The sequence below is a fragment of the Ideonella sp. genome (assembly GCF_035254525.1).
GTDB lineage: Bacteria > Pseudomonadota > Gammaproteobacteria > Burkholderiales > Burkholderiaceae_C > Ideonella.
In genome coordinates, this window is sequence record NZ_DATFAN010000154.1 from 1 (window position 1) to 17,949 (window position 17,949).

A 17,949-nucleotide genomic window follows, 5' to 3' on the forward strand; every position below is an offset into this window, starting at 1 on the left:
CAGGAGTTGCTGATCACGTCCGGCGCCAGATCCGGATCGGGGTTCTTGTTGCCGAGGTCGGTCGGCGCCAGCATCCACTGCATGCACTCGATGTAGCTCGCCGGCGTGCCGTTGCCGGCATTCATGTTGCGGCAGCCGACCCACTTCGCGCCGGGCGCGACGCCGACCTGGTGCGTGCTGTGGTCGTCACCGGCAAAGGTGCCGGCCGTGTGCGTGCCGTGGCCGTTGTCGTCACAGGGCTGCGGCGAGTTCGCCGGGCAGCTGCCATTCGGGCTGTGGATGGCGTCGTGCCAGCTGTAGTTGTGGTCGGCGCTGCTGCCGTTCCAGCCCCGGTACTGCGGCTTCAGCGCCGGGTGGTCCCATCGGTAGCCGGTGTCCTCCCCGGCGATGACGACGCCCTGGCCGTTGAAGCCTTCGGCCCAGACCAGTGGCGCGCGGATCTTGTCCACGCCCCAGGCGACGGTCTCCACGCCCAGCGGCGGCGCCAGCGGGCGGGCCGCGCCGACCTGCGGCAGCGGCACCGGGATGACCGGGTTCGGCTCGACACGGCTGATGTCGCGGCGTGACGCCAGCGCGGCCAGATCGTCTGCCGAAAGCCTGGCGTAGACGACGTTCGCGATCCAGAACGGCCGGTATTCGATGCCGCGCGCATCGAGCCAAACGCGCAGGCTGCCCTGTTGAAGGTCGGCGCGATCGCGCAGCGCAGCAACCAGTGCGCGGCGCCGTGCCTTGTAGTCGGCTCCCGGCGCGAGCGGCGCCAGCACCGGCGTCGCCTGGTCCTTGAGCACGATCAGCGCCTCGGCCTGGCCGTCGCGGCGCGCCGCCGCGGCGAGATCGGCATTGATCCGCGCACCAAACGCCGAACCGCAACTCACGGCCAGCACGGCAAGCGCCACGCGGTGCAATCTGATGCTCGAGGTGCTCATGGGCTCGGACCCTCCTGGACGTGCGCGAGGAGCAGGCGTGTGCCCTCGGCGCACGACGAGGGCAGGCGATTCTGCGCGCAGCCCAGGCGGAACGCGCCCCCCGAGACTTGGGGGGGCGCCTCGGAATCAGCCGAGCGCCGGGCCGCCCCAAGCCGGCTGAGCACCCGCTCGGCGGGTGGTGCCGGTACCCCGGCACCGGGTGCCCAAGCTCAGTCCTGGAACGCGCGCTGCCGCCAGTCGGACAGCACCTGCGTCCAGGACTCGCTGAGGCCCGCCTCTTCGTTGAGATCGGACTTGGCCGGCGCGCCGTCGTCGCTCCAGGCCCAGGTCCAGCATGCGCGGCCATCTTCTTGCACGCTGGCCTCGAAGAACCCCGCGAGGCGGCTGGCCGACTGCGCATCGCCCACCTCCGCCCTGAAGCTGTCGGCGTCGTAGGTGACGATGTTGCAGCCACTCTCCAGGCAGTAGCTGGCCAGGCTGAACCAGCGTGCGGCCAGGGGTTGCTGTTGGTGGACTGCGAGCAAATCGGTTTCTTTCATCTGTCGATTGTCCGCCACGGCGGGATTGCCCTTAGAAGTGCGAGTGTGGTAGACGCGCGAGCGGGCGCAGCGGGGCCTGCCAAAGACGGAGCGGCGCACGGTCACTTCGTGGCCGCACCGACAAGGCACTCACCCGGCACCTCGAACCCACCGGGCGATTCGAAACTGCGCATCGAAGCTTCCACTTCGTTCCACGCGGATTCGCGTTCCTGAGGGGACAGGTGAGCCATCATGGCGTTGAATGCACCGAAGGCCTCTCGTGCGACCCGCACGTACTCCGCGGCACTGGCCATTCGATGCGGCACCGGCACAGCGTGAACTTCGGGGTTGGCAAATCCGGCCTGCCTGAAGACGTCATCCAGCATCCCGGGATTGCCAAGGCCGAATGGCCCGGGTTGCCCGGGAACGGGCGGCGGGAGTTGCGCTCGCTGGCGGATGATGGAAGCCGGCACGGCACCCCACGGGTTTCGATCGGGCGTGGAAAACACAACGACAGCGACCCGACCGCCCTCTCTCAGAGCGCGGCGCCACTCGCGCAGCGCCGTCACAGGGTGGGGCATGTACATCAGACCGAGCCGACACAGCACGGCATCGAACGAAGCATCCGGGAGATCCAGTTTCTCGCCGTCCATGGCGCGGGTCTCGACCTGTTGGAGGCCCCGTTCACGGGCGACCTGGAGCGCAAGCTCGACAATCCCTTCCGAGATGTCGGTCGCCAGCACGTAACCTCCATGACCAACCCGTTCGGCCGCACTGACAGCGGGTTCACCTGCGCCGGCGGCGATGTCCAGAATGCGCTGACCTGGCCGAATCTGGGCCAGGTCCAGCATCAGGCGGGTCGCGTCGCCATACCAGCGATCCAGAGTGGGATTCCAGCGCCGCCACGCTGCGCCGTCCTTGTTCCATTGCTCTCGCTGCGCGTTCTTGTACTTCGCAGCGTCGAATGAGGGTTGCTGATCAGCCACGTCAGTGCTCCGTTCGGTTGGACCATGAGGCCTTCTTCGCGTCGGAGCTCAGACTGCTGGGGCCGGCAGCGGGAAGGTGCTTGGACGCCAGCCCGATGATGACATCCAGAGCGGCCGGGTCAATCGTCCGTGACCTTGAAGATCGTGCCCTTTCCTCCCCAAGGGGGCGTGCCGTAGAGATACCCGTCACGGGCCTGGAGCATCTGGCTCGGCGGGCCGGCACCCTCCGATTGGTCCGCCTTCATGGTGTGCAGCACGTTGAACGTGCCGCGCCGCGTGATGCGAAAGACGATTTGCGAGGCGATTCCCCTTGACGTTCCATACAGCGCACCGTCGCGGCCTTCCACAAGCGCGGCGGACGGGCTGTCCCCGTCTGCGCTCCCGGTGAAGCTGTGGAGGACCTTGAGCTCTCCCGCCGGCTTCATCCGGAAGATCGCGAGGCATCGAATACCACCGCGGATCTGGGGTGTTCTCATGCCAGTCTCCTTCCACTTCCATGCGAGCGCGATACCCGCCGCAATCGAGCGTCATCCGGCCCCGGGCGCTTGCCTTGATGCATCGCAAGGCGCTGAACGCTCAACGCGCTCCGTCGCGGGTGAGGCCCCCGGTCCGGGTTTGCGTCAGGCCCTCGGCACGCCTCGGGTCCGCGGGTGCCATGCGACCACGCAGCGCACGATCTCGCCCCACGGCGCGTCGAGCAGGCTGCCCCAGTCCGACTGAGCCTGCTGCACCATCTGGTGCACGTCGCGCTCGGTGGCCTGCAAGGACTGCTGCAGGCCGGTCAGCCCGCCGCACTGCACCTGCATGACCTTGACGTGCGGCAGCGGCGTGCCGGGGCGAGGCAGATGCAGCGCGAAGGTCGAGCGCTCGCGCAGCAGCGCCGCGAGGGTCGCGCAGTTGATGCGCGCCACCGGCGAGGTGCAGCCCAGCCACTCGCGCTCGCCGAGTGCGCGCCGCTGGACGAGCCCGCAGCCGGCGTGGCGCGCCAGCAGCGCCTTGGCGAAGACGCAGGTGTCGTCGCCGCCGCCGCCGCAGCAGTCGCCGAGTTCGCCAGGATCAACCTCCATGTCGATCGAGGGTCAGTCGTCGCCGCTCGGCCCGGGCTCGCGGATCTGGCACAGCAGGTCTTCGGCTTGCGTCGCGCTCTCGGCGAACATCACCTTGACCTTGCCGGCCGTGGTGTCACCGGCGTCTGCTGCACGCAAGGCCTTGGCGTGCTGGGAGGCCGGCGGGAAGGCATTGAACTCGGCCAGTCGTTCCAGTTGGGCGAAGGGCCGGACGCGGTAGACGTAGTAGGGCATGGGGGTTCGCGTGTCAGGGGTCAGACGTAGCGCTTGCTGGCGCGGCGGCGGCCGGGGATGGCCTTCTGGATCACGACGCCGCGCACGGCGTTCAGACTGATCGCCGGGGCGTCGGGGTGGGCGGGGTTCAGAGCGTGCAGGCGCCATTGCGCCCCGTCGCGCCGCAGCTGGCGAAACGTCCATTCCTCGCGGTGCCAGGCCAGCACGTAGGAGCCATCGACCGCCAGGCCCTCGGGCTCGACGATGATGATCTCGCCCTCGAGGAACTCGGGCGCCATGCTGTCGCCCAGCACGCGCAAGGCAAACGATTCGCCGCCGCTGCAGCCGGGATCGTCGTCGTTCACAAGACCTCCATGTGGATCTGTGCCGCGGGCACACCGGCCTGGCGCAGCTCGGCGTGCAGGGTCTGCACGAAGGGCTCGGGGCCGGCGAGGTAGAAATCGCAGGCGATGTCGAACAGGTCGGCGCGCATGGCCTGGGCCATCTGGCGAGCGCCGGCGGTGGGGTCGCTGTGGTAGCTGAGCTGGTGCTCGAAGCCGTCGAGCGCGGCGGACCAGGCGCGGCACTGGTTGGCCATGAAGTGGCCGTCGGGCCGGGTGGCGAGCCAGAACAGGTTCAGCGATGGCGATTCATCGCGCGCCAGGGCGTGCTCGACCAGGCTCTTGATCGGCGCGAAGCCGAGGTCGCACGCGGCGAACACGAGCGGCCGCTCGCTCTCGGCCAGCACGAAGTCGCCCAGCGGCCCCCACAGGTCGACTGCCGTGCCGGGCTTGAGCGCGCCGGCGAACAGCCGCTCGGTGAACTCGTCGCTCGCTTCGCGGGCGAGCAGGAAATGAAGGTTGCGGTCGTCGCAGGGGCAGCTGGCCACGGGCAGCGTCAGGTGCAGGTCATCGGCCGTGCCGTCGCCGCCCGCCACGCCCAGCGTGACGGACTGTCCGGCGAGAAAGCGCAGCCTGTGGCTGCGCGGCGTCTGCAGGTGCAGCAGCCAGGTATCGCCGGCCAGCGGGCGCACCTGGCGCACGCTGGCGACGATCTGCTGCGGCGCGATGTCCTGCGGCCCCTCCGCTTCCAGCGTCTGCAGCGTCAGCTCGCTGCTGGCCGCCGTGTGCGCGCACAGCAGCGTGTAGCCCTGGGCCCGTTCGGCTTCGGACAGGCGGTAGTCGGTCGGGTGCAGCCGCACGACCTCGCCCGAGATCACGCGTACCTTGCACATGCCGCAGGTGCCGTTGCCGCAGCCGTAGTCGAGCTTCAGCCCGGCGTGCAGCCCGGCCTGCAGCAGCGAATCGTGGCCCTGCACGGTGAATTGGCGGCCGCTCGGCCGCACGGTGACCTGGGCGCTCATCACCTTCAGCATGTCGTCCATCACATCCAGCCTGTCGACGGGTTCGGTGGCCAGCACGCGCGCCAGGCCCAGGCGCGCCTGCTCGGCCAGGTCTTGCAGCACCCCGCTGCCCGGCGCCGCGGCCTGTGCCTGGGCCAGCGACTCGCGCAGCGCCACCACCAGCGCGTGGTACTGCTGCAGGTGGCGCCGCAGATCGGCCAGCTCCTGGCTCTGGTGGAACACGCGCTGGGCCAGCACCTCCTGGCTGGGCAGCACGCGCTCGCGCACGCGGCGGCCGAAGGCCTCGTCCTTGATCTGGGCGACACGCTCGAGCAGGCCGGTGTCGGCCCAGTGCGCCTCGGGGTACAGCCTGGACAGCGACTCGGTCGACACCAGCCCGTCGCTCAAGGGCAGCTCGCCGTCACGCACGCGCTGCTGCAGCACGCTGCGCGGCACGCCCACCAGGTGGGCGGCGCGCCAGACGGTGACCCACTGCGCCATCGTGCACTGCCCTCAGCAAAGTGCCGTGTGCGGTACCCCATCAAGGAGCTTGCGCGGATCCGGCTCTGCCGGGCCGCTGCAAGAGCCCCCCTGGGGGGCAGCGACCGGAAGGGAGCGTGGGGGCACCCTATCCAGATACCTCGCGCGGTAGAGCAGCCGCGGCCGCGCGGGGTCGTCGATGAAGGCCTCGCGGTCGTGCAGCACGTTGTTGGCGACCAGGCCCATGCCGGCCTCCATGCGCAGGCGAAGCACATGGGGCGACTCGGCCAGCACGGTTTCGAGGCAGCCCACCGCCGCGCGCGTGGCGGCATCGTTCTTCCACTCGATGCTGCGGGTGCGGGCGGTGTAGCGCATGTGCAGCGCGCCATCGGGCGCGACGCTGAAGACGGGGCCGGTTTGCGCGGGGCGGGCCACACCATCCTCGTCCTCGCGTGCGGGGATCGTCATGGCATCGTCGGCCATCAGCGCGGCGATGTGGGCCGGGCTGGCATCGCGCAGCGCGATGTAGGCCAGCTCGTGGTCCAGCAGCCGGTTCGCGCCGCCGCTGGCTGCAGGGCGAACACAGTGCAGGATCATGCCGCGGATGGCGCGCTCACTCGGCTGGTAGTAGCCGTCGGTGTGCCAGCGGATCGCGCGGGTCGTGTAGGGGATGAAGGCGCCGGCCGGCGGCTCGCCCGTGCCGCTGCGCACGGTGATCGGCGAGATGCCGTCGTCGTCGGCCAGCCAGTTCGCATCGAGCCGCGCGAGGCCGAGCTGGCGGCCGAGCGCGCGTGGCAGGCCGGTGTCTTCGCGCGTGGCCGGGCTGTGATAGAGCGCCATGTTGAAGCGCGCGCAGCGGGCCAGGATGGCCTCGCGCTCGGTGGCGCGCAGCGCGGCGGGGTCGTGTACCTCGACCATCAGGGCCTCGATGCTGCGCGGCGCATCGGCCAGCTTGGCATCGCGCCAGATGCGGTAGGCGCGCTCGTCGTCCAAATCGAAGGGGTTGGCGCTCGCCGCATGGGGCGACCGAACGAGATCCAGGCAAGCACTCATCTCAATCCCCACTCGTCGCTGTGCGCCGCGAACGCCGCGGCTCGGTCGAGAACACGCCGTCCATCGCGCGGCGCACCAGGTCCACCGCATGCGGCGCTTCGATCGCAATGACCTGCTCAGTGACCCACCAGCGGTCCTTCTCGGGCAGCAGCGGCTCGAGCCGGCTGCCGAGGTAGCGCATGTAGGCGTAGTCGGGGCCATCGCCGCCTTCGCTCGTGGCCCAGCCGAACTCGGCGTAGTGCTCGGCCAGCGTGTTGAACTGGTCGACAAAGCTGTCGGCGTAATCCCGGCCGGATGCCGCGCCGAGCAGATCGGCCTCGTTGTCGGCCAGGATCTCGGCCTCTCGCCGCACCAGGGCGATGGTGAACGGCGCGCGCTCCTCGGCCCCGAGGCGGGCGAAGGCCAGCCGGTCGGCAGCCGTGAGCAGGAAGACCAGCAGTTCGCGCGCGACGCCGAAGTAGGCCGGGCCGGGGTCGATATCGAAGCCCGCCGTGCGCAGGCGCTTGACCACGTCGATCGCGACGCGCCAGGCGATGAAGGCCACGGCACTGGCCCGCTGCTCGGCGCTCTTGGCCTGCTCGGGTTTGAACCAGTGGGCCTTGATGCGCATCGCGGGGCTCAATATCCGCCCTTGCCCAGCGGCTGCGGCAAGCCGGCCACCTTGGCGCCCTGCTTGGCCGGGCCGATCGGGAACAGGTCGTACAGCGCCTTGCTGTCGCAGCCCGGCATCACCTCGGCCATGCCCTTGAGCATGTTGCGGAAGTTCGGCGTGTGGCCGTGCTCGCGGTACTCGTCGCGCAGGTAGTTGACGACCTTCCAGTGGTCTTCGGTCAACGTGATGTTCTCGGCCGCGGCGATCACGCGCACCGCCTCGTCGCTGTAGTCCGGCTCGAGCAGGTAGCCCTGGTCATCGGTCTCGAGTTCCTGGCCATTCACGGTGTAGCTCATCGTTCGTCGTCTCCTCGTTCAATCGCCTTCATCTCAATCGCCGACCGCGGCGGCGGACTTGTGCGGCACGAACAGGCCGCAACCCATGAACCGATGCGGCCCCAGGCCGTGTTCGAGCAGGCGCTGCGCATGCGCGGCGCGCAGCCCGTGCAACATCAGGCTGAAGCCGCTCAGCGGGCCGGCCGGGCCATGCACCTGCTGGGCCCGGCCGCAGACGCAGTGCCCGGCAACCCCCAACGCCTCCAGTTGGCGGCCCACCTCGTCGAGAAACGTCGCTTCGTCGGCGGCCTGGGCATCGACGAAGTGCGCGTACAAGGTCGCATGCGGCAGCAGCTCGCGCTGATGCGCCTCGCCCAGGTGCAGCGCACTGGCACCCACCTGCAGCCGGCGGCCCGACAGCGCCGCCAGGTCGCCGGCCCGCGCGCGCGGCACGCGCAGCAGCAGGCGAGAGCGCGCCGACAGCCAGGCCCGCTCGCCCGTGCCCTGCACGACATTGACCTCGTGCACGCCCACCCCGGGCTCGGCCGCGAGCCAGCTGGCCTCGGCGGCCAGCGCCTGCGAAAGCAGCCAGCGGTGGTCTCGCGGCAGGTCCGCGCCGTGCAGGCGGAACGACAGGTCGACCATCGAGGGCGCCGCCGGCTCCATCTCACCGCTCCTGTTCGCCGGCCCAGCGCAACAGGGCACGGCCCCAGGCTTCGGCGGTCTGCGGGTCGATCTCGAACACCGTGAAGCGCTTGCCCTCGCGGATGCGGGTGCGCAGCAGGCTCATGCCGCCGGCCTCGTGGTCGACCTGCTGCAGCTCGATCTCCTGGCCCCCGAGGGGCACCCGCAGCTTGTCCAGCGGGGTCACGCGCATCGTCACACGGTTCTCCAATCGTCCCCGATTGAGCGCGCGGGGCCCCGCCACCGTCTATCACCGCGACGGGGGAGCGCCGCATACCCCATTTGGGTAATGCCGCGCTCCCAACCAGAGTGATGGCGCCCGCCAGCCTCGCGCCGGAAGATCGCCTCCCAACAGCCGTGAAGCGGCAAGGAGAAAAGCCATGGCGAAGAAGCCCCATGACACGCCGATGCTCGACGAGCTCGAGAGCGGCCCCTGGCCCAGCTTCGTGACCGGCCTGAAGCGGCTGGCGAGCGAGAAGGACTACATGGTCGACCTGATGGGTCAGCTGGAAACGTCCTACCGCACGAAGAAGGGCTACTGGAAGGGCGGCACGGTCGGCGTGTTCGGCTACGGCGGCGGCGTGATCCCGCGCTTCACCGAGCTGAAGGACGAAAACGACAAGCCGGTGTACCCCGACGCCGCCGAGTTCCACACGCTGCGCGTGCAGCCGCCGGCCGGCATGCACTACACGACCGAGGTTCTGCGCAAGATGTGCGACATCTGGGAGCGCCACGGCTCGGGCCTGATCGCCTTCCACGGCCAGTCGGGCGACATCATGTTCCAGGGCGCCACCACCGCCAAGGTGCAGGACGCCTTCGACGAGCTGAACGAGCTCGGCTTCGACCTCGGTGGCGCCGGCCCGGCCGTGCGCACCTCGATGAGCTGTGTGGGCGCCGCGCGCTGCGAGCAGAGCTGCTACGACGAGGCCAAGGCGCACCGCCAGGTGATCAACACCTTCCTCGACGACATCCATCGCCCCGCCCTGCCCTACAAGTTCAAGTTCAAGTTCTCGGGCTGCCCGAACGACTGCATGAACTCGATCCAGCGCTCGGACATGGCCGTGATCGGCACCTGGCGCGACAACATGCGCACCGACGAGGAGCTGGCGCGCAAGTGGTTCGACAAGCACGGCATGAACGAGTTGGTCAACGACGTGATCACGCGCTGCCCGACCAAGACGATCCTGCTGAAGGAGATCAAGGATGTCGCCCAGGGCGACAAGATCTCCAGCGTCAAGATCAGCGACACCCACGCGCTCGAGATCGACAACAGCAACTGCGTGCGCTGCATGCAGTGCATCAACGTGATGACCGGCGCGCTGGCGCACGGCACCGACACCGGCGCGACCATCCTGATCGGCGGCAAGCGCACGCTGAAGATCGGCGACCTGATGGGCACGGTCGTCGTGCCCTTCATGCCGCTGAAGACCGACGAGGATTACGACAACCTGGTCGAGCTGGGCCAGAAGGTGATCGACTTCTTCGCCGAGAACGCGCTGGAGCACGAGCGCACCGGCGAAATGATCGAGCGCATCGGGCTGGTGAACTTCCTCGAAGGCATCGGCGTCGAGATCGACCCGAACATGGTCGCCACGCCGCGCACCAACCCCTACGTGCGCACCGACGGCTGGGACGACGAGGTCGCCCGCATTCAAGCGAAGAAATCGGCCTGAACCTCCGAGGAGCACCCATGGCGACCATGCGAACCCCCATCGAAAGCGGCGTGCCGGACAACCGGCAGTACCTGCACCCGGCCCTGCTGAAGAACTACGGCGACTGGCGCTACCACGACCGGCCACGCCCCGGCGTGCTGCACCACGTGGCCCGCTCGGGCGACGAGGTGTGGTCGGTGCGCGCCGGCACGCAGCGGCAGATGGACGTGCACACCATCCGCAAGCTGTGCGACATCGCCGACACCTATGCCGAGGGGCACGTGCGCTTCACCATCCGCTCGAACATCGAGTTCATGGTGTCCGACCCGGCCAAGGTGGCCCCGCTGGTCGAGGCGCTGACGAAGGCCGGCTTCCCGGTCGGCGGCACCGGCAACTCGGTGTCGATGATCGCCCACACCCAGGGCTGGCTGCACTGCGACATCCCGGGCACCGATGCCTCGGGCGCGGTGAAGGCGCTGATGGACGAGCTGCACGCCGAGTTCATCCGCGAAGAGATGCCCAACCGCGTGCACCTGTCGACCTCGTGTTGCGAGATCAACTGCGGCGGCCAGGCCGACATCGCGATCATCGTGCAGCACACCAAGCCGCCGAAGATCAACCACGACCTGGTGGCCAACGTCTGCGAGCGGCCGGCCGTGGTGGCGCGCTGCCCGGTGGCGGCCATCCGCCCCGCGCTGGTCAACGGCAAGCCCTCGCTCGAGGTCGACGAGAAGAAATGCATCTGCTGCGGCGCCTGCTACCCCCCGTGCCCGCCGATGCAGATCAACGACCCCGAGTTCTCCAAGCTGGCGATCTGGGTCGGCGGCAAGAACTCCAACGCGCGCGGCAAGCCGACCTTCATGAAGATGGTTGCGTCGGGGCTGCCGAACAACCCGCCGCGTTGGCCCGAGGTGTCGGCCATGGTCAAGAAGATCCTCTACACCTACAAGGAGGATGCGCGCCCCTGGGAGCGCATGGCCGACTGGATCGAGCGCATCGGCTGGCCGCGCTTCTTCGAGAAATGCGACCTGCCCTTCACCAAGTACCTGATCGACGACTGGCGCGGCTCGCGGGCCAACCTGAACGCGTCGACCCACATCCGATTCTGAAATCCGTGAAAGCGATTCGATGAAGTTCGGCTTGCTCGTCAGCGAGGGTCCGTACACCCACCAGGCCAGTGACACGGCCTACCAGTTTGCGCGTGCCGCGCTGGGGAAGGGGCACACGATCCAGCGCGTCTTCTTCTATCACGACGGGGTCTACAACGCGACCCGGCTCACCGAGCCGCCGCAGGACGACCGCCACATCGTCAATCGCTGGTCGGCGCTGGCGGCCGAGCACCAGGTCGACCTGGTCGTCTGCGTGGCCGCCGCGCTGCGCCGCGGCATCAAGGACGAGGTGCTGGCCCCGGGCTTTCGCATCTCCGGCCTGGGCCAGCTCGTAGACAGCGGCATCAAGGCCGATCGCCTGGTCACCTTCGGGGATTGAGGAACACGCGATGAAGAAGTTCATGTTCGTCAACCGCAAGGCGCCCTACGGGACGATCTATGCGCTCGAGAGCCTCGAGGTCGTGCTGATCGCCGCCACCTTCGACCAGGACGTGAGCCTGGTCTTCCTCGACGACGGGGTCTACGAGCTGGTCAAGGGCCAGCAGACCAAGGGCATCGGCCTGAAGAACTTTTCACCCAGCTACCGCGCGCTCGATGGCTACGACGTCGAGAAGCTCTACGTCGAGCGCGAGTCGATGCAGGCCCGGGGCCTGACCGAGGCCGACCTGATCGTGCCGGTCGAGGTGCTGTCCAGCGCCGAGATGGGCGCGTTGATGGCCGAGCAGGACGTGGTCCTGAGCTTCTAGGGGAAAGACCATGCTGCACATCGTCAACAAATCGCCCCTGCAGACCCGCACGCTCGAAAGCTGCCTGCGCCTGGCCCAGCCCGGCCAGGCCCTGCTGCTGACCGAAGACGCGGTCTACGCCGCCACCCGCGCCGGCAGCGCCGCGCTGGGCCCGGCCGCCGCCGCGCTGAAGGTCTACGTGCTCCAACCCGATCTCGACGCCCGCGGCATGACGGCCGCGCTGGCCGAGGGCATCACGCCGGTCGACTACGCCGGCTTCGTCGATCTCGTCGCCGAGCACCCCCGCAACCAATCCTGGCTCTGAGCCCTGGACACACCCGAACGGAGAACCACCATGCCCATCGAAGTGAACGGCACCGCCTACGAGACCGACGAGGAGGGCTACCTGGTCAACCTCGCCGACTGGAACGAAGACATCGCCAACGTCATCGCCAAGACCGAGAACGTCGACCTGACGCCCAGCCACTGGGAGGTCGTCAACTTCCTGCGCGACTACTACAACGAGTACCAGATCGCGCCGGCGGTGCGCGTGCTCACGAAGGCCATCGGCAAGCAGCTCGGGCCGGACAAGGGCAACAGCAAGTACCTGTACGAGCTGTTCCCCTACGGCCCGGCCAAGCAGGCCTGCAAGATCGCCGGCCTGCCCAAGCCGACCGGCTGCGTGTGAGTTGATCCTGCGACGCAGCCCATGTCCGCCCTCACCGTCACTTTCGCCCTGCTGTTCTACGCGGCGACCGCGGTGCTGGTGCTCGGCGTGGGCTTCAAGATCGCTCTCTATGCCCGCACCCCGGCGCCGCTGAAGATCGCCACCACGCCGGCGCCGACCACGCCTGGCGGCGTGGCCTTGAGGCTGACGCGCGAGGTGGTGTTCTTCGAGAGCCTGTTCCGCTCCAGCAAGTGGACGTGGCTCTTCGGCTGGATGTTCCACGCGGGCCTGCTGCTGGTCGTGCTGCGGCACCTGCGCTACTTCCAGCAGCCGGTGTGGACGCCGGTGGTCTGGGTGCAGGCGATCGGCACCTACGCCGGGTTTGCGATGGCCGCGGGCCTGGCCGGCCTGTGGGCGCGCCGCTTCTTCGTCGACCGGGTGCGCTACATCTCGACCCCGTCGGACCACCTGCATCTCGCGCTGCTGCTGGCCATCGCCGGCTCGGGGCTGGCGATGCGCTTCGTCGCGCACACCGACATCGTCGCGCTCAAGGCCTTCATGCTGGGCCTGATGCGCTTCAACTGGCAGCCGCTGCCGGCCGACCCGGTGCTGCTGGTGCACCTGACGCTGGTCGCGCTGCTGATGATCGTGTTCCCGATCAGCAAGCTGATGCATGCGCCGGGCCTGCTGTTCAGCCCGACCCGCAACCAGGTGGACAACCCGCGCGAAGCGCGCCACCTTAGCGCCTGGGCGGCCGCCCTGGAGAAGTGAGCGCCATGGCCACCGCCGCCACCCTCTCGAAATTCGAGACGCCCAAGCTCAAGCCCTACCCCATCATCCCGCTGGTGCAGGTGGGGGCGATGGCGCACAGCAGGCCCTTCGTCGCCTCGCCGGCGATCCAGCAGAACATCGGCTTTCCCGGTGAGCTGACCGAGGGCTGGGAGCAGCGCGCGATCGCCAAGATGGGTGAGCTGCTCGGCAAGTACCGCAGCCTGCGCGTCTACATGGATGCCTGCGTGCACTGCGGCGCCTGCTCCGACAAGTGCCACTACTTCCTCGGCACCGGCGACCCGAAGAACATGCCGGTCGCGCGGCAGGATCTGATGCGCGCCGTCTACCGCCGTCATTTCACGGTGGCCGGCAAGTTGTTCCCCAAGCTGGTCGGCGCGGTCGACCTGACCAAGGACGTGCTGGACCAGTGGTGGAGCTACTACAACCAGTGCTCCGAGTGCCGGCGCTGCTCGGTGTTCTGCCCCTACGGCATCGACACGGCCGAGATCACGATGGCCGCGCGCGAGATCATGGATTCGATCGGGCTCGGGCAGAAGTACGCCAACGAGATCATCGGCAAGGTCCACCGCATCGGCAACAACCTCGGCATCCCCGAACCGGCGCTGGCCGACACGCTGGCCGGGCTGGAGGAAGACACCAAGGACGACACCGGCATCGACGTGCGCTTCCCGCTCGATGTCGAGGGCGCCGAGGTGCTGCTGGTCACGCCGTCGGCCGACTTCTTCTCCGAGCCGCACGTCGAGAGCCTGATCGGCTACGCCAAGGTCTTCCACGCCGCGGGCATCTCGTGGACGCTGAGCTCCAAGGCCAGCGAGGCCGGCAACTTCGGCCTGTTCATCGGCAACTACGAGCAGATGCGCAAGATCTCGCTGCGCGTGCGCGAAGCCGCGCAGGAGCTGGGCGTCAAGCGCATCGTCGTCGGCGAATGCGGCCATGCCTGGCGCGTGGCCTACAACCACTGGAACACGCTGATCGGCCCCTTCGACTGGCTGGACCCGCGCTACCCGGTGCCGCAGCACATCTGCGAGTTCACGCACGACCTGATCCAGCGCGGCGCCCTCACCTTCGACAAGAGCGCCAACGACGACCGCATCATCACCTTCCACGATTCGTGCAACGTGGCGCGTGCGTCGCGCATGGGCAGCATGCCCGGCGGCCAGTTCGTGATTCCGCGCGAGATCATCAAGGCGGTCGCCAACCGCTTCCACGACATGGCGGCCGAGACCATCCACGACCGCACCTTCTGCTGCGGCGGCGGCGGCGGCCTGCTGACCGACGACCTGCTCGAGCTTCGCGTCAAGGGCGCGCTGCCTCGCATGGAGGCGCTCAAGCACGTGGTCGATGCCCACGGCGTGAACTTCATGGCCACGATCTGCGCGATCTGCAAGGCGCAGTTCAGCAAGGTGCTGCCGTACTACGGCTTCGACATGAGCATGGTCGGCGGCGTGCACCAACTGGTGAGCAAGGCGATCGTGCTCGGCCGCAACGATTAGGAGACAAACAGATGTCCTCGACACCCGACTCGGCACCGGCCAAGCCACTGACCTTCCGCCGTTACAGGGACGGTGACCACCAGGTCAAGAACTGGCAGAGCGAGATCTTCGACGCCGACCACTCGCACAAGTGCCCGACCTACATCCAGAGCACGCCGCCCTGCCAGGGTTCGTGCCCGTCGGGTGAAGACATCCGCGGCTACCTCAACATCGTGCGCGGTATCGAGAAGCCGCCCGCGGGCATGCCCTGGCAGGAGTACGCCTGGCGCCGCCTGACCGAGGCTAACCCGCTGCCCTCGGTGATGGGCCGCGTGTGCCCCGCGCCTTGCGAATCGGGCTGCAACCGCAACCAGGTGGAAGACTTCGTCGGCATCAACTCGGTCGAGCACTATCTCGGCGAGTACGCGATCGCCAACCAGTTGGCCTTCCCGAAGCCCACCCACTCCAGTGGCAAGAAGGTGGCCGTGATCGGTGGCGGCCCCGCTGGACTGTCGGCCGCCTACCAGCTGGCCCGCAAGGGCCACGCGGTGACGATCTTCGACGAGCGCGCCGAGCTGGGCGGGATGATGCGCTACGGCATCCCGGGCTTCCGCACCCCGCGCACCGTGCTCGATGCCGAGATCCAGCGCATCCTCGACCTCGGTGTCCAGACGCGCATGAGCTGCCGCATCGGCACCGACGTCACGCTCGACCAGATCAAGACCGATTTCGATGCGGTCTTCCTCGGCCTGGGCGCGCAATCCGGCCGGCCGCTGCCGGTGGAAGGCAGCGAGGCGCCGAACTGCGTCACCGCCACCGCGTTCCTGAAGGCCTTCAACGACGGGCGGCTGCGCCACGTCGGCAAGCGCGTGGTCGTGGTCGGTGGTGGCGACACTTCGATCGACGTGGCCACGGTCGCCCGACGGCTGGGCCACATCGACCAGGTGCACGAAAGCGACCGGCCCGAGCACGCGATCACCGGCCATGTGGCGCACGACGTGGCCGAGGTCTCGGCCCGCCAGGGCGCCGACGTGACGCTCACCTCGATCTTCGCGGTCGAGAAGATGCAGGCCAGCCGCCACGAGGTGGAGCATGCGCTGGCCGAGGGCATCGCGATCCGGGGCGGGCTGGCGCCGGTGAAGGTGATCCGCGATGCCGCGGGCCGCGCCACCGGCCTGCTGGTGGTCCGCTGCGAGGCCAAGATCGCCGGCGGCAAGCTGGAGATCAAGAACATCGAGGGCAGCGAGGAGGTGATCGAGGCCGACCTGATCGTCTCCGCCATCGGCCAGTCGGTCGATTTCACCGGCCTGGAGGCGCTGAACAACGGCCGTGGCGGCATCACGGCCGACAAGAACTACCAGGTGCAGGGCGAGGCCAGCCTGTTCGTCGGCGGCGACGTGGTGCGCCCCCACCTGCTGACCACCGCGATCGGCCACGGCGCCATCGCCGCCGACGGCATCGACCGCTTCCTCGCCGGCGAGCCGCTGGACAAGCGACCGAAGATCGACGTGCACACCTGGGACATGAAGCGCAAGCTCGTCGAGAAGGGCGTGACGCTCAGCGAAGTGCACGAGCCGATCCGCGGTACCGACTCGAACTCGGCCGCGATCCACAATTTCGACAACCGCTCGGATCGTTACGTGATCCCGCACGAGGAGCTGTTCCTCGGCCACTTTCCGTGGACGGCGCGGCACCGGCGCAAGATCGTCACGCTCACCGCCGAGCAGGCGCTGAACAACTTCGAGGAGCGGGTGCTGCCGCTGGCCGAGAGCGAGGCCATCGCCGAAGCCAAGCGCTGCATGAGTTGCGGCCTGTGCTTCGAGTGCGACAACTGCGTCGTCTACTGCCCGCAGACGGCCGTGTTCAAGGTGCCCAAGGGCAAGTCCACGACCGGCCGCTATGTGGACACCGACTACAGCAAGTGCATCGGCTGCCACATCTGCAAGGACGTGTGCCCGACCGGCTACATCCAGATGGGGCTGGGGGAGTAGCGCGATGCTGTCTCGCCGGCTTCGCGTCGGGCTCATGGCGGGGCTGCTGCTGGCCGTGGGGGTCGGTGCGGCAGTCGTCGCGGCCGAGGTCGACCGCGCCAAGCGGCGCGACGCGCTGACGCCAGCGGTCGAACCGGCGCGCCGTGGCGCGCAGTGCATTGCCGACACCGAGTTCATGCGCCGGCATCACATGGAGTTGCTGAGCCACCAGCGCGACAAGACCGTCCACCTGGGGGTCCGCGGCGCCGATGCGAGCCTGCAGGGTTGCATCAGCTGCCACGCGAGCACGCGCACCGGCAGCGTCGCCAAGGCCCCGGCCGATTTCTGCGTGGCCTGCCACGCCTACGCCGCGGTGCGAATCGACTGCTTCGATTGCCACGCGAGCACGCCGACGCCGACCGCCGTCGCGACCGGCCCGGAGGCGCCACGATGAGCAGCGGAGCGCAGCAAGGCCTGTCCGGCCGCCGCAAGTTCCTCGGCCTGGCGGCCGCGGGCGCCGGCGGCGTGCTGCTGGCGCCGGGCATCCACCTGATCGAGGTGGCCCATGCCGCCACCGCGCCGGTGAGCGCGAAGGTCCGCTGGGGCCTGCTGATCGACACCACCAAGTGCGCGGCAGGCTGCACCGACTGCGTCAGCGCCTGCGCCAAGGAAAACGGCCTGTCCGGCGGCACCGCCCCGACCGACCCGCAGTGGATCCGCAAGATCGAGATCAAGGAGATCAAGACCGGCCGCACGGCCTCGCTGCCGGTGATGTGCCAGCACTGCGCGGAGCCGCCGTGCGTGGACGTCTGCCCGACCGGCGCCTCGTTCAAGCGTGCCGACGGCATCGTGCTGGTCGATCGCCACCGCTGCATCGGCTGCCGCTACTGCATGATGGCCTGCCCCTACAAGGCCCGCTCGTTCGTACACGAGCCGGTCACGACGCAGAAGCCCGAGGTGCCGCGCGGCAAGGGCTGCGTGGAAGGCTGCACCTTGTGCGTCCACCGCGTCGACGCTGGCGGGCAGCCGGCGTGTGTCGAGGCGTGTGCTTTTTCCGGGCACCACGCGATGCTTTTTGGTGATCTCAACGACCCGACGAGTTCGATTTCGAAGCGGGTTCGCGAGCTTGCGAGCGTGCAACTGCGGTCGGATCTGAGCTTGGATCCGGGGGTGCGGTATGTGGGGCTTTGATGCTGCTGTGCATCGGTTGGGCGTTGCGGCCGGTGGCCGGCAGGCGGTGGGGCAGTGGCACGGCTTGAATACGAACGCCTCGAACTGCCACCGACGGCTGCAGGCTGGGAGCCGGTACCCGCTCGGGCGATTTAGGGAGCGCCGAGGAGCGCAGGGCTTGTGGCAGCGCGCGTCA

At 68.7% G+C, this 17,949-nt stretch carries 24 protein-coding genes; 11 read left to right on the forward strand and 13 right to left on the reverse strand.

Going from position 1 to position 17,949, the window contains the following annotated elements; translation table 11 throughout:
• The 13 genes from VJ693_RS15535 to VJ693_RS15595 form a co-directional block, all read right to left on the reverse strand.
• Nucleotides 1–926, reverse strand: a 926-nt coding sequence (locus VJ693_RS15535) for a S8 family serine peptidase (protein ID WP_324155533.1), incomplete at its 3' end; no start/stop codon positions are given.
• Nucleotides 927–1,135: 209 nt separating this feature from the next.
• Nucleotides 1,136–1,465 (reverse strand): hypothetical protein, encoded by a 330-nt coding sequence (locus VJ693_RS15540; RefSeq protein ID WP_324155535.1) that lies wholly within the window; start codon nt 1,463–1,465, stop codon nt 1,136–1,138.
• A 101-nt stretch (nt 1,466–1,566) separates the two neighbouring features.
• A complete protein-coding gene (locus VJ693_RS15545) occupies nt 1,567–2,430 on the reverse strand; it encodes a class I SAM-dependent methyltransferase (RefSeq protein WP_324155537.1) in 864 nt (287 codons plus the stop codon).
• 119 nt (nt 2,431–2,549) lie between these two features.
• Entirely contained in the window at nt 2,550–2,906 is a 357-nt protein-coding gene (locus tag VJ693_RS15550; protein ID WP_324155538.1) for a choice-of-anchor tandem repeat GloVer-containing protein, read from the reverse strand.
• 144 nt (nt 2,907–3,050) lie between these two features.
• Complete coding sequence (locus VJ693_RS15555) at nt 3,051–3,497, reverse strand: hypothetical protein (protein WP_324155540.1); 447 nt, start codon at nt 3,495–3,497, stop codon at nt 3,051–3,053.
• A 12-nt stretch (nt 3,498–3,509) separates the two neighbouring features.
• Nucleotides 3,510–3,731 carry a hypothetical protein gene (locus VJ693_RS15560; RefSeq protein WP_324155541.1) on the reverse strand — a complete coding sequence of 74 codons (222 nt, stop codon included), beginning with the start codon at nt 3,729–3,731 and terminating at the stop codon, nt 3,510–3,512.
• A 20-nt stretch (nt 3,732–3,751) separates the two neighbouring features.
• Nucleotides 3,752–4,075, reverse strand: a complete 324-nt coding sequence (locus tag VJ693_RS15565) for a S24 family peptidase (protein ID WP_324155543.1) — start codon at nt 4,073–4,075, stop codon at nt 3,752–3,754.
• Nucleotides 4,072–5,553: a 2Fe-2S iron-sulfur cluster-binding protein gene (locus VJ693_RS15570; protein ID WP_324155544.1), complete on the reverse strand. Its 1,482-nt coding sequence runs from the start codon at nt 5,551–5,553 to the stop codon at nt 4,072–4,074. Before VJ693_RS15570 ends, VJ693_RS15565 begins: the two co-directional genes overlap by 4 nt.
• Before the next feature lie 12 nt (nt 5,554–5,565).
• The gene (locus tag VJ693_RS15575; RefSeq protein WP_324155546.1) at nt 5,566–6,585 is read right to left on the reverse strand and encodes a TauD/TfdA family dioxygenase; all 1,020 of its coding nucleotides are present in this window, start codon (nt 6,583–6,585) and stop codon (nt 5,566–5,568) included.
• Between the two features lies 1 nt (nt 6,586).
• Nucleotides 6,587–7,195 (reverse strand): hypothetical protein, encoded by a 609-nt coding sequence (locus VJ693_RS15580; RefSeq protein ID WP_324155547.1) that lies wholly within the window; start codon nt 7,193–7,195, stop codon nt 6,587–6,589.
• A gap of 8 nt (nt 7,196–7,203) precedes the next feature.
• Entirely contained in the window at nt 7,204–7,533 is a 330-nt protein-coding gene (locus VJ693_RS15585; protein ID WP_324155548.1) for a TusE/DsrC/DsvC family sulfur relay protein, read from the reverse strand.
• Between the two features lie 33 nt (nt 7,534–7,566).
• On the reverse strand, nt 7,567–8,178 hold the full coding sequence (cas6, locus tag VJ693_RS15590) for a type I-MYXAN CRISPR-associated protein Cas6/Cmx6 (RefSeq protein ID WP_324155550.1): 612 nt from the start codon (nt 8,176–8,178) through the stop codon (nt 7,567–7,569).
• Between the two features lies 1 nt (nt 8,179).
• On the reverse strand, nt 8,180–8,389 hold the full coding sequence (locus tag VJ693_RS15595) for a DUF6967 family protein (protein WP_324155571.1): 210 nt from the start codon (nt 8,387–8,389) through the stop codon (nt 8,180–8,182).
• Between the two features lie 187 nt (nt 8,390–8,576).
• On the opposite strand from VJ693_RS15595, the gene dsrA reads away from it, so the two are divergent.
• Genes dsrA through dsrO form a run of 11 tightly spaced genes read left to right on the forward strand, consistent with a single transcriptional unit; the run spans nt 8,577 to nt 17,774 of the window.
• The gene (dsrA, locus tag VJ693_RS15600) at nt 8,577–9,869 is read left to right on the forward strand and encodes a dissimilatory-type sulfite reductase subunit alpha (RefSeq protein WP_324155552.1); all 1,293 of its coding nucleotides are present in this window, start codon (nt 8,577–8,579) and stop codon (nt 9,867–9,869) included.
• 17 nt (nt 9,870–9,886) lie between these two features.
• Complete coding sequence (dsrB, locus tag VJ693_RS15605) at nt 9,887–10,957, forward strand: dissimilatory-type sulfite reductase subunit beta (protein ID WP_324155553.1); 1,071 nt, start codon at nt 9,887–9,889, stop codon at nt 10,955–10,957.
• Between the two features lie 19 nt (nt 10,958–10,976).
• Entirely contained in the window at nt 10,977–11,336 is a 360-nt protein-coding gene (gene tusD, locus VJ693_RS15610) for a sulfurtransferase complex subunit TusD (RefSeq protein ID WP_324155555.1), read from the forward strand.
• A 10-nt stretch (nt 11,337–11,346) separates the two neighbouring features.
• Entirely contained in the window at nt 11,347–11,703 is a 357-nt protein-coding gene (gene tusC / locus VJ693_RS15615) for a sulfurtransferase complex subunit TusC (protein ID WP_324155557.1), read from the forward strand.
• A 10-nt stretch (nt 11,704–11,713) separates the two neighbouring features.
• Nucleotides 11,714–12,007, forward strand: a complete 294-nt coding sequence (gene tusB / locus VJ693_RS15620) for a sulfurtransferase complex subunit TusB (RefSeq protein ID WP_324155559.1) — start codon at nt 11,714–11,716, stop codon at nt 12,005–12,007.
• Nucleotides 12,008–12,037: 30 nt separating this feature from the next.
• Nucleotides 12,038–12,370 (forward strand): TusE/DsrC/DsvC family sulfur relay protein, encoded by a 333-nt coding sequence (locus tag VJ693_RS15625; protein ID WP_324155561.1) that lies wholly within the window; start codon nt 12,038–12,040, stop codon nt 12,368–12,370.
• A 21-nt stretch (nt 12,371–12,391) separates the two neighbouring features.
• Nucleotides 12,392–13,120, forward strand: coding sequence for a respiratory nitrate reductase subunit gamma (locus tag VJ693_RS15630; protein WP_324155562.1), 729 nt, complete (start codon nt 12,392–12,394; stop codon nt 13,118–13,120).
• A gap of 5 nt (nt 13,121–13,125) precedes the next feature.
• Nucleotides 13,126–14,634 (forward strand): sulfate reduction electron transfer complex DsrMKJOP subunit DsrK, encoded by a 1,509-nt coding sequence (gene dsrK, locus VJ693_RS15635; protein WP_324155564.1) that lies wholly within the window; start codon nt 13,126–13,128, stop codon nt 14,632–14,634.
• 11 nt (nt 14,635–14,645) lie between these two features.
• Nucleotides 14,646–16,604 carry an NAD(P)-binding protein gene (locus tag VJ693_RS15640; RefSeq protein WP_324155566.1) on the forward strand — a complete coding sequence of 653 codons (1,959 nt, stop codon included), beginning with the start codon at nt 14,646–14,648 and terminating at the stop codon, nt 16,602–16,604.
• A gap of 4 nt (nt 16,605–16,608) precedes the next feature.
• On the forward strand, nt 16,609–17,037 hold the full coding sequence (locus VJ693_RS15645; protein WP_324155568.1) for a hypothetical protein: 429 nt from the start codon (nt 16,609–16,611) through the stop codon (nt 17,035–17,037).
• Nucleotides 17,034–17,774, forward strand: coding sequence for a sulfate reduction electron transfer complex DsrMKJOP subunit DsrO (gene dsrO / locus VJ693_RS15650; protein WP_324155569.1), 741 nt, complete (start codon nt 17,034–17,036; stop codon nt 17,772–17,774). The genes VJ693_RS15645 and dsrO overlap by 4 nt, the downstream gene beginning before the upstream one ends.
• Nucleotides 17,775–17,949 lie beyond the last annotated feature (175 nt).

Excerpts from the sequence above, each read along its gene's own strand:
- tusB (WP_324155559.1), top strand. The coding sequence starts at position 11,714 with ATGCTGCACATCGTCAACAAATCGCCCCTGCAGACCCGCACGCTCGAA.
- VJ693_RS15555 (WP_324155540.1), bottom strand. The coding sequence starts at position 3,497 with ATGGAGGTTGATCCTGGCGAACTCGGCGACTGCTGCGGCGGCGGCGGC.
- VJ693_RS15550 (WP_324155538.1), bottom strand. The coding sequence starts at position 2,906 with ATGAGAACACCCCAGATCCGCGGTGGTATTCGATGCCTCGCGATCTTC.
- dsrB (WP_324155553.1), top strand. The coding sequence starts at position 9,887 with ATGGCGACCATGCGAACCCCCATCGAAAGCGGCGTGCCGGACAACCGG.
- VJ693_RS15595 (WP_324155571.1), bottom strand. The coding sequence starts at position 8,389 with ATGCGCGTGACCCCGCTGGACAAGCTGCGGGTGCCCCTCGGGGGCCAG.
- tusD (WP_324155555.1), top strand. The coding sequence starts at position 10,977 with ATGAAGTTCGGCTTGCTCGTCAGCGAGGGTCCGTACACCCACCAGGCC.
- VJ693_RS15575 (WP_324155546.1), bottom strand. The coding sequence starts at position 6,585 with ATGAGTGCTTGCCTGGATCTCGTTCGGTCGCCCCATGCGGCGAGCGCC.
- dsrO (WP_324155569.1), top strand. The coding sequence starts at position 17,034 with ATGAGCAGCGGAGCGCAGCAAGGCCTGTCCGGCCGCCGCAAGTTCCTC.
- VJ693_RS15570 (WP_324155544.1), bottom strand. The coding sequence starts at position 5,553 with ATGGCGCAGTGGGTCACCGTCTGGCGCGCCGCCCACCTGGTGGGCGTG.
- VJ693_RS15580 (WP_324155547.1), bottom strand. The coding sequence starts at position 7,195 with ATGCGCATCAAGGCCCACTGGTTCAAACCCGAGCAGGCCAAGAGCGCC.
- VJ693_RS15585 (WP_324155548.1), bottom strand. The coding sequence starts at position 7,533 with ATGAGCTACACCGTGAATGGCCAGGAACTCGAGACCGATGACCAGGGC.
- VJ693_RS15540 (WP_324155535.1), bottom strand. The coding sequence starts at position 1,465 with ATGAAAGAAACCGATTTGCTCGCAGTCCACCAACAGCAACCCCTGGCC.
- VJ693_RS15560 (WP_324155541.1), bottom strand. The coding sequence starts at position 3,731 with ATGCCCTACTACGTCTACCGCGTCCGGCCCTTCGCCCAACTGGAACGA.
- cas6 (WP_324155550.1), bottom strand. The coding sequence starts at position 8,178 with ATGGAGCCGGCGGCGCCCTCGATGGTCGACCTGTCGTTCCGCCTGCAC.
- VJ693_RS15630 (WP_324155562.1), top strand. The coding sequence starts at position 12,392 with ATGTCCGCCCTCACCGTCACTTTCGCCCTGCTGTTCTACGCGGCGACC.
- dsrK (WP_324155564.1), top strand. The coding sequence starts at position 13,126 with ATGGCCACCGCCGCCACCCTCTCGAAATTCGAGACGCCCAAGCTCAAG.
- tusC (WP_324155557.1), top strand. The coding sequence starts at position 11,347 with ATGAAGAAGTTCATGTTCGTCAACCGCAAGGCGCCCTACGGGACGATC.
- VJ693_RS15625 (WP_324155561.1), top strand. The coding sequence starts at position 12,038 with ATGCCCATCGAAGTGAACGGCACCGCCTACGAGACCGACGAGGAGGGC.
- dsrA (WP_324155552.1), top strand. The coding sequence starts at position 8,577 with ATGGCGAAGAAGCCCCATGACACGCCGATGCTCGACGAGCTCGAGAGC.
- VJ693_RS15640 (WP_324155566.1), top strand. The coding sequence starts at position 14,646 with ATGTCCTCGACACCCGACTCGGCACCGGCCAAGCCACTGACCTTCCGC.
- VJ693_RS15645 (WP_324155568.1), top strand. The coding sequence starts at position 16,609 with ATGCTGTCTCGCCGGCTTCGCGTCGGGCTCATGGCGGGGCTGCTGCTG.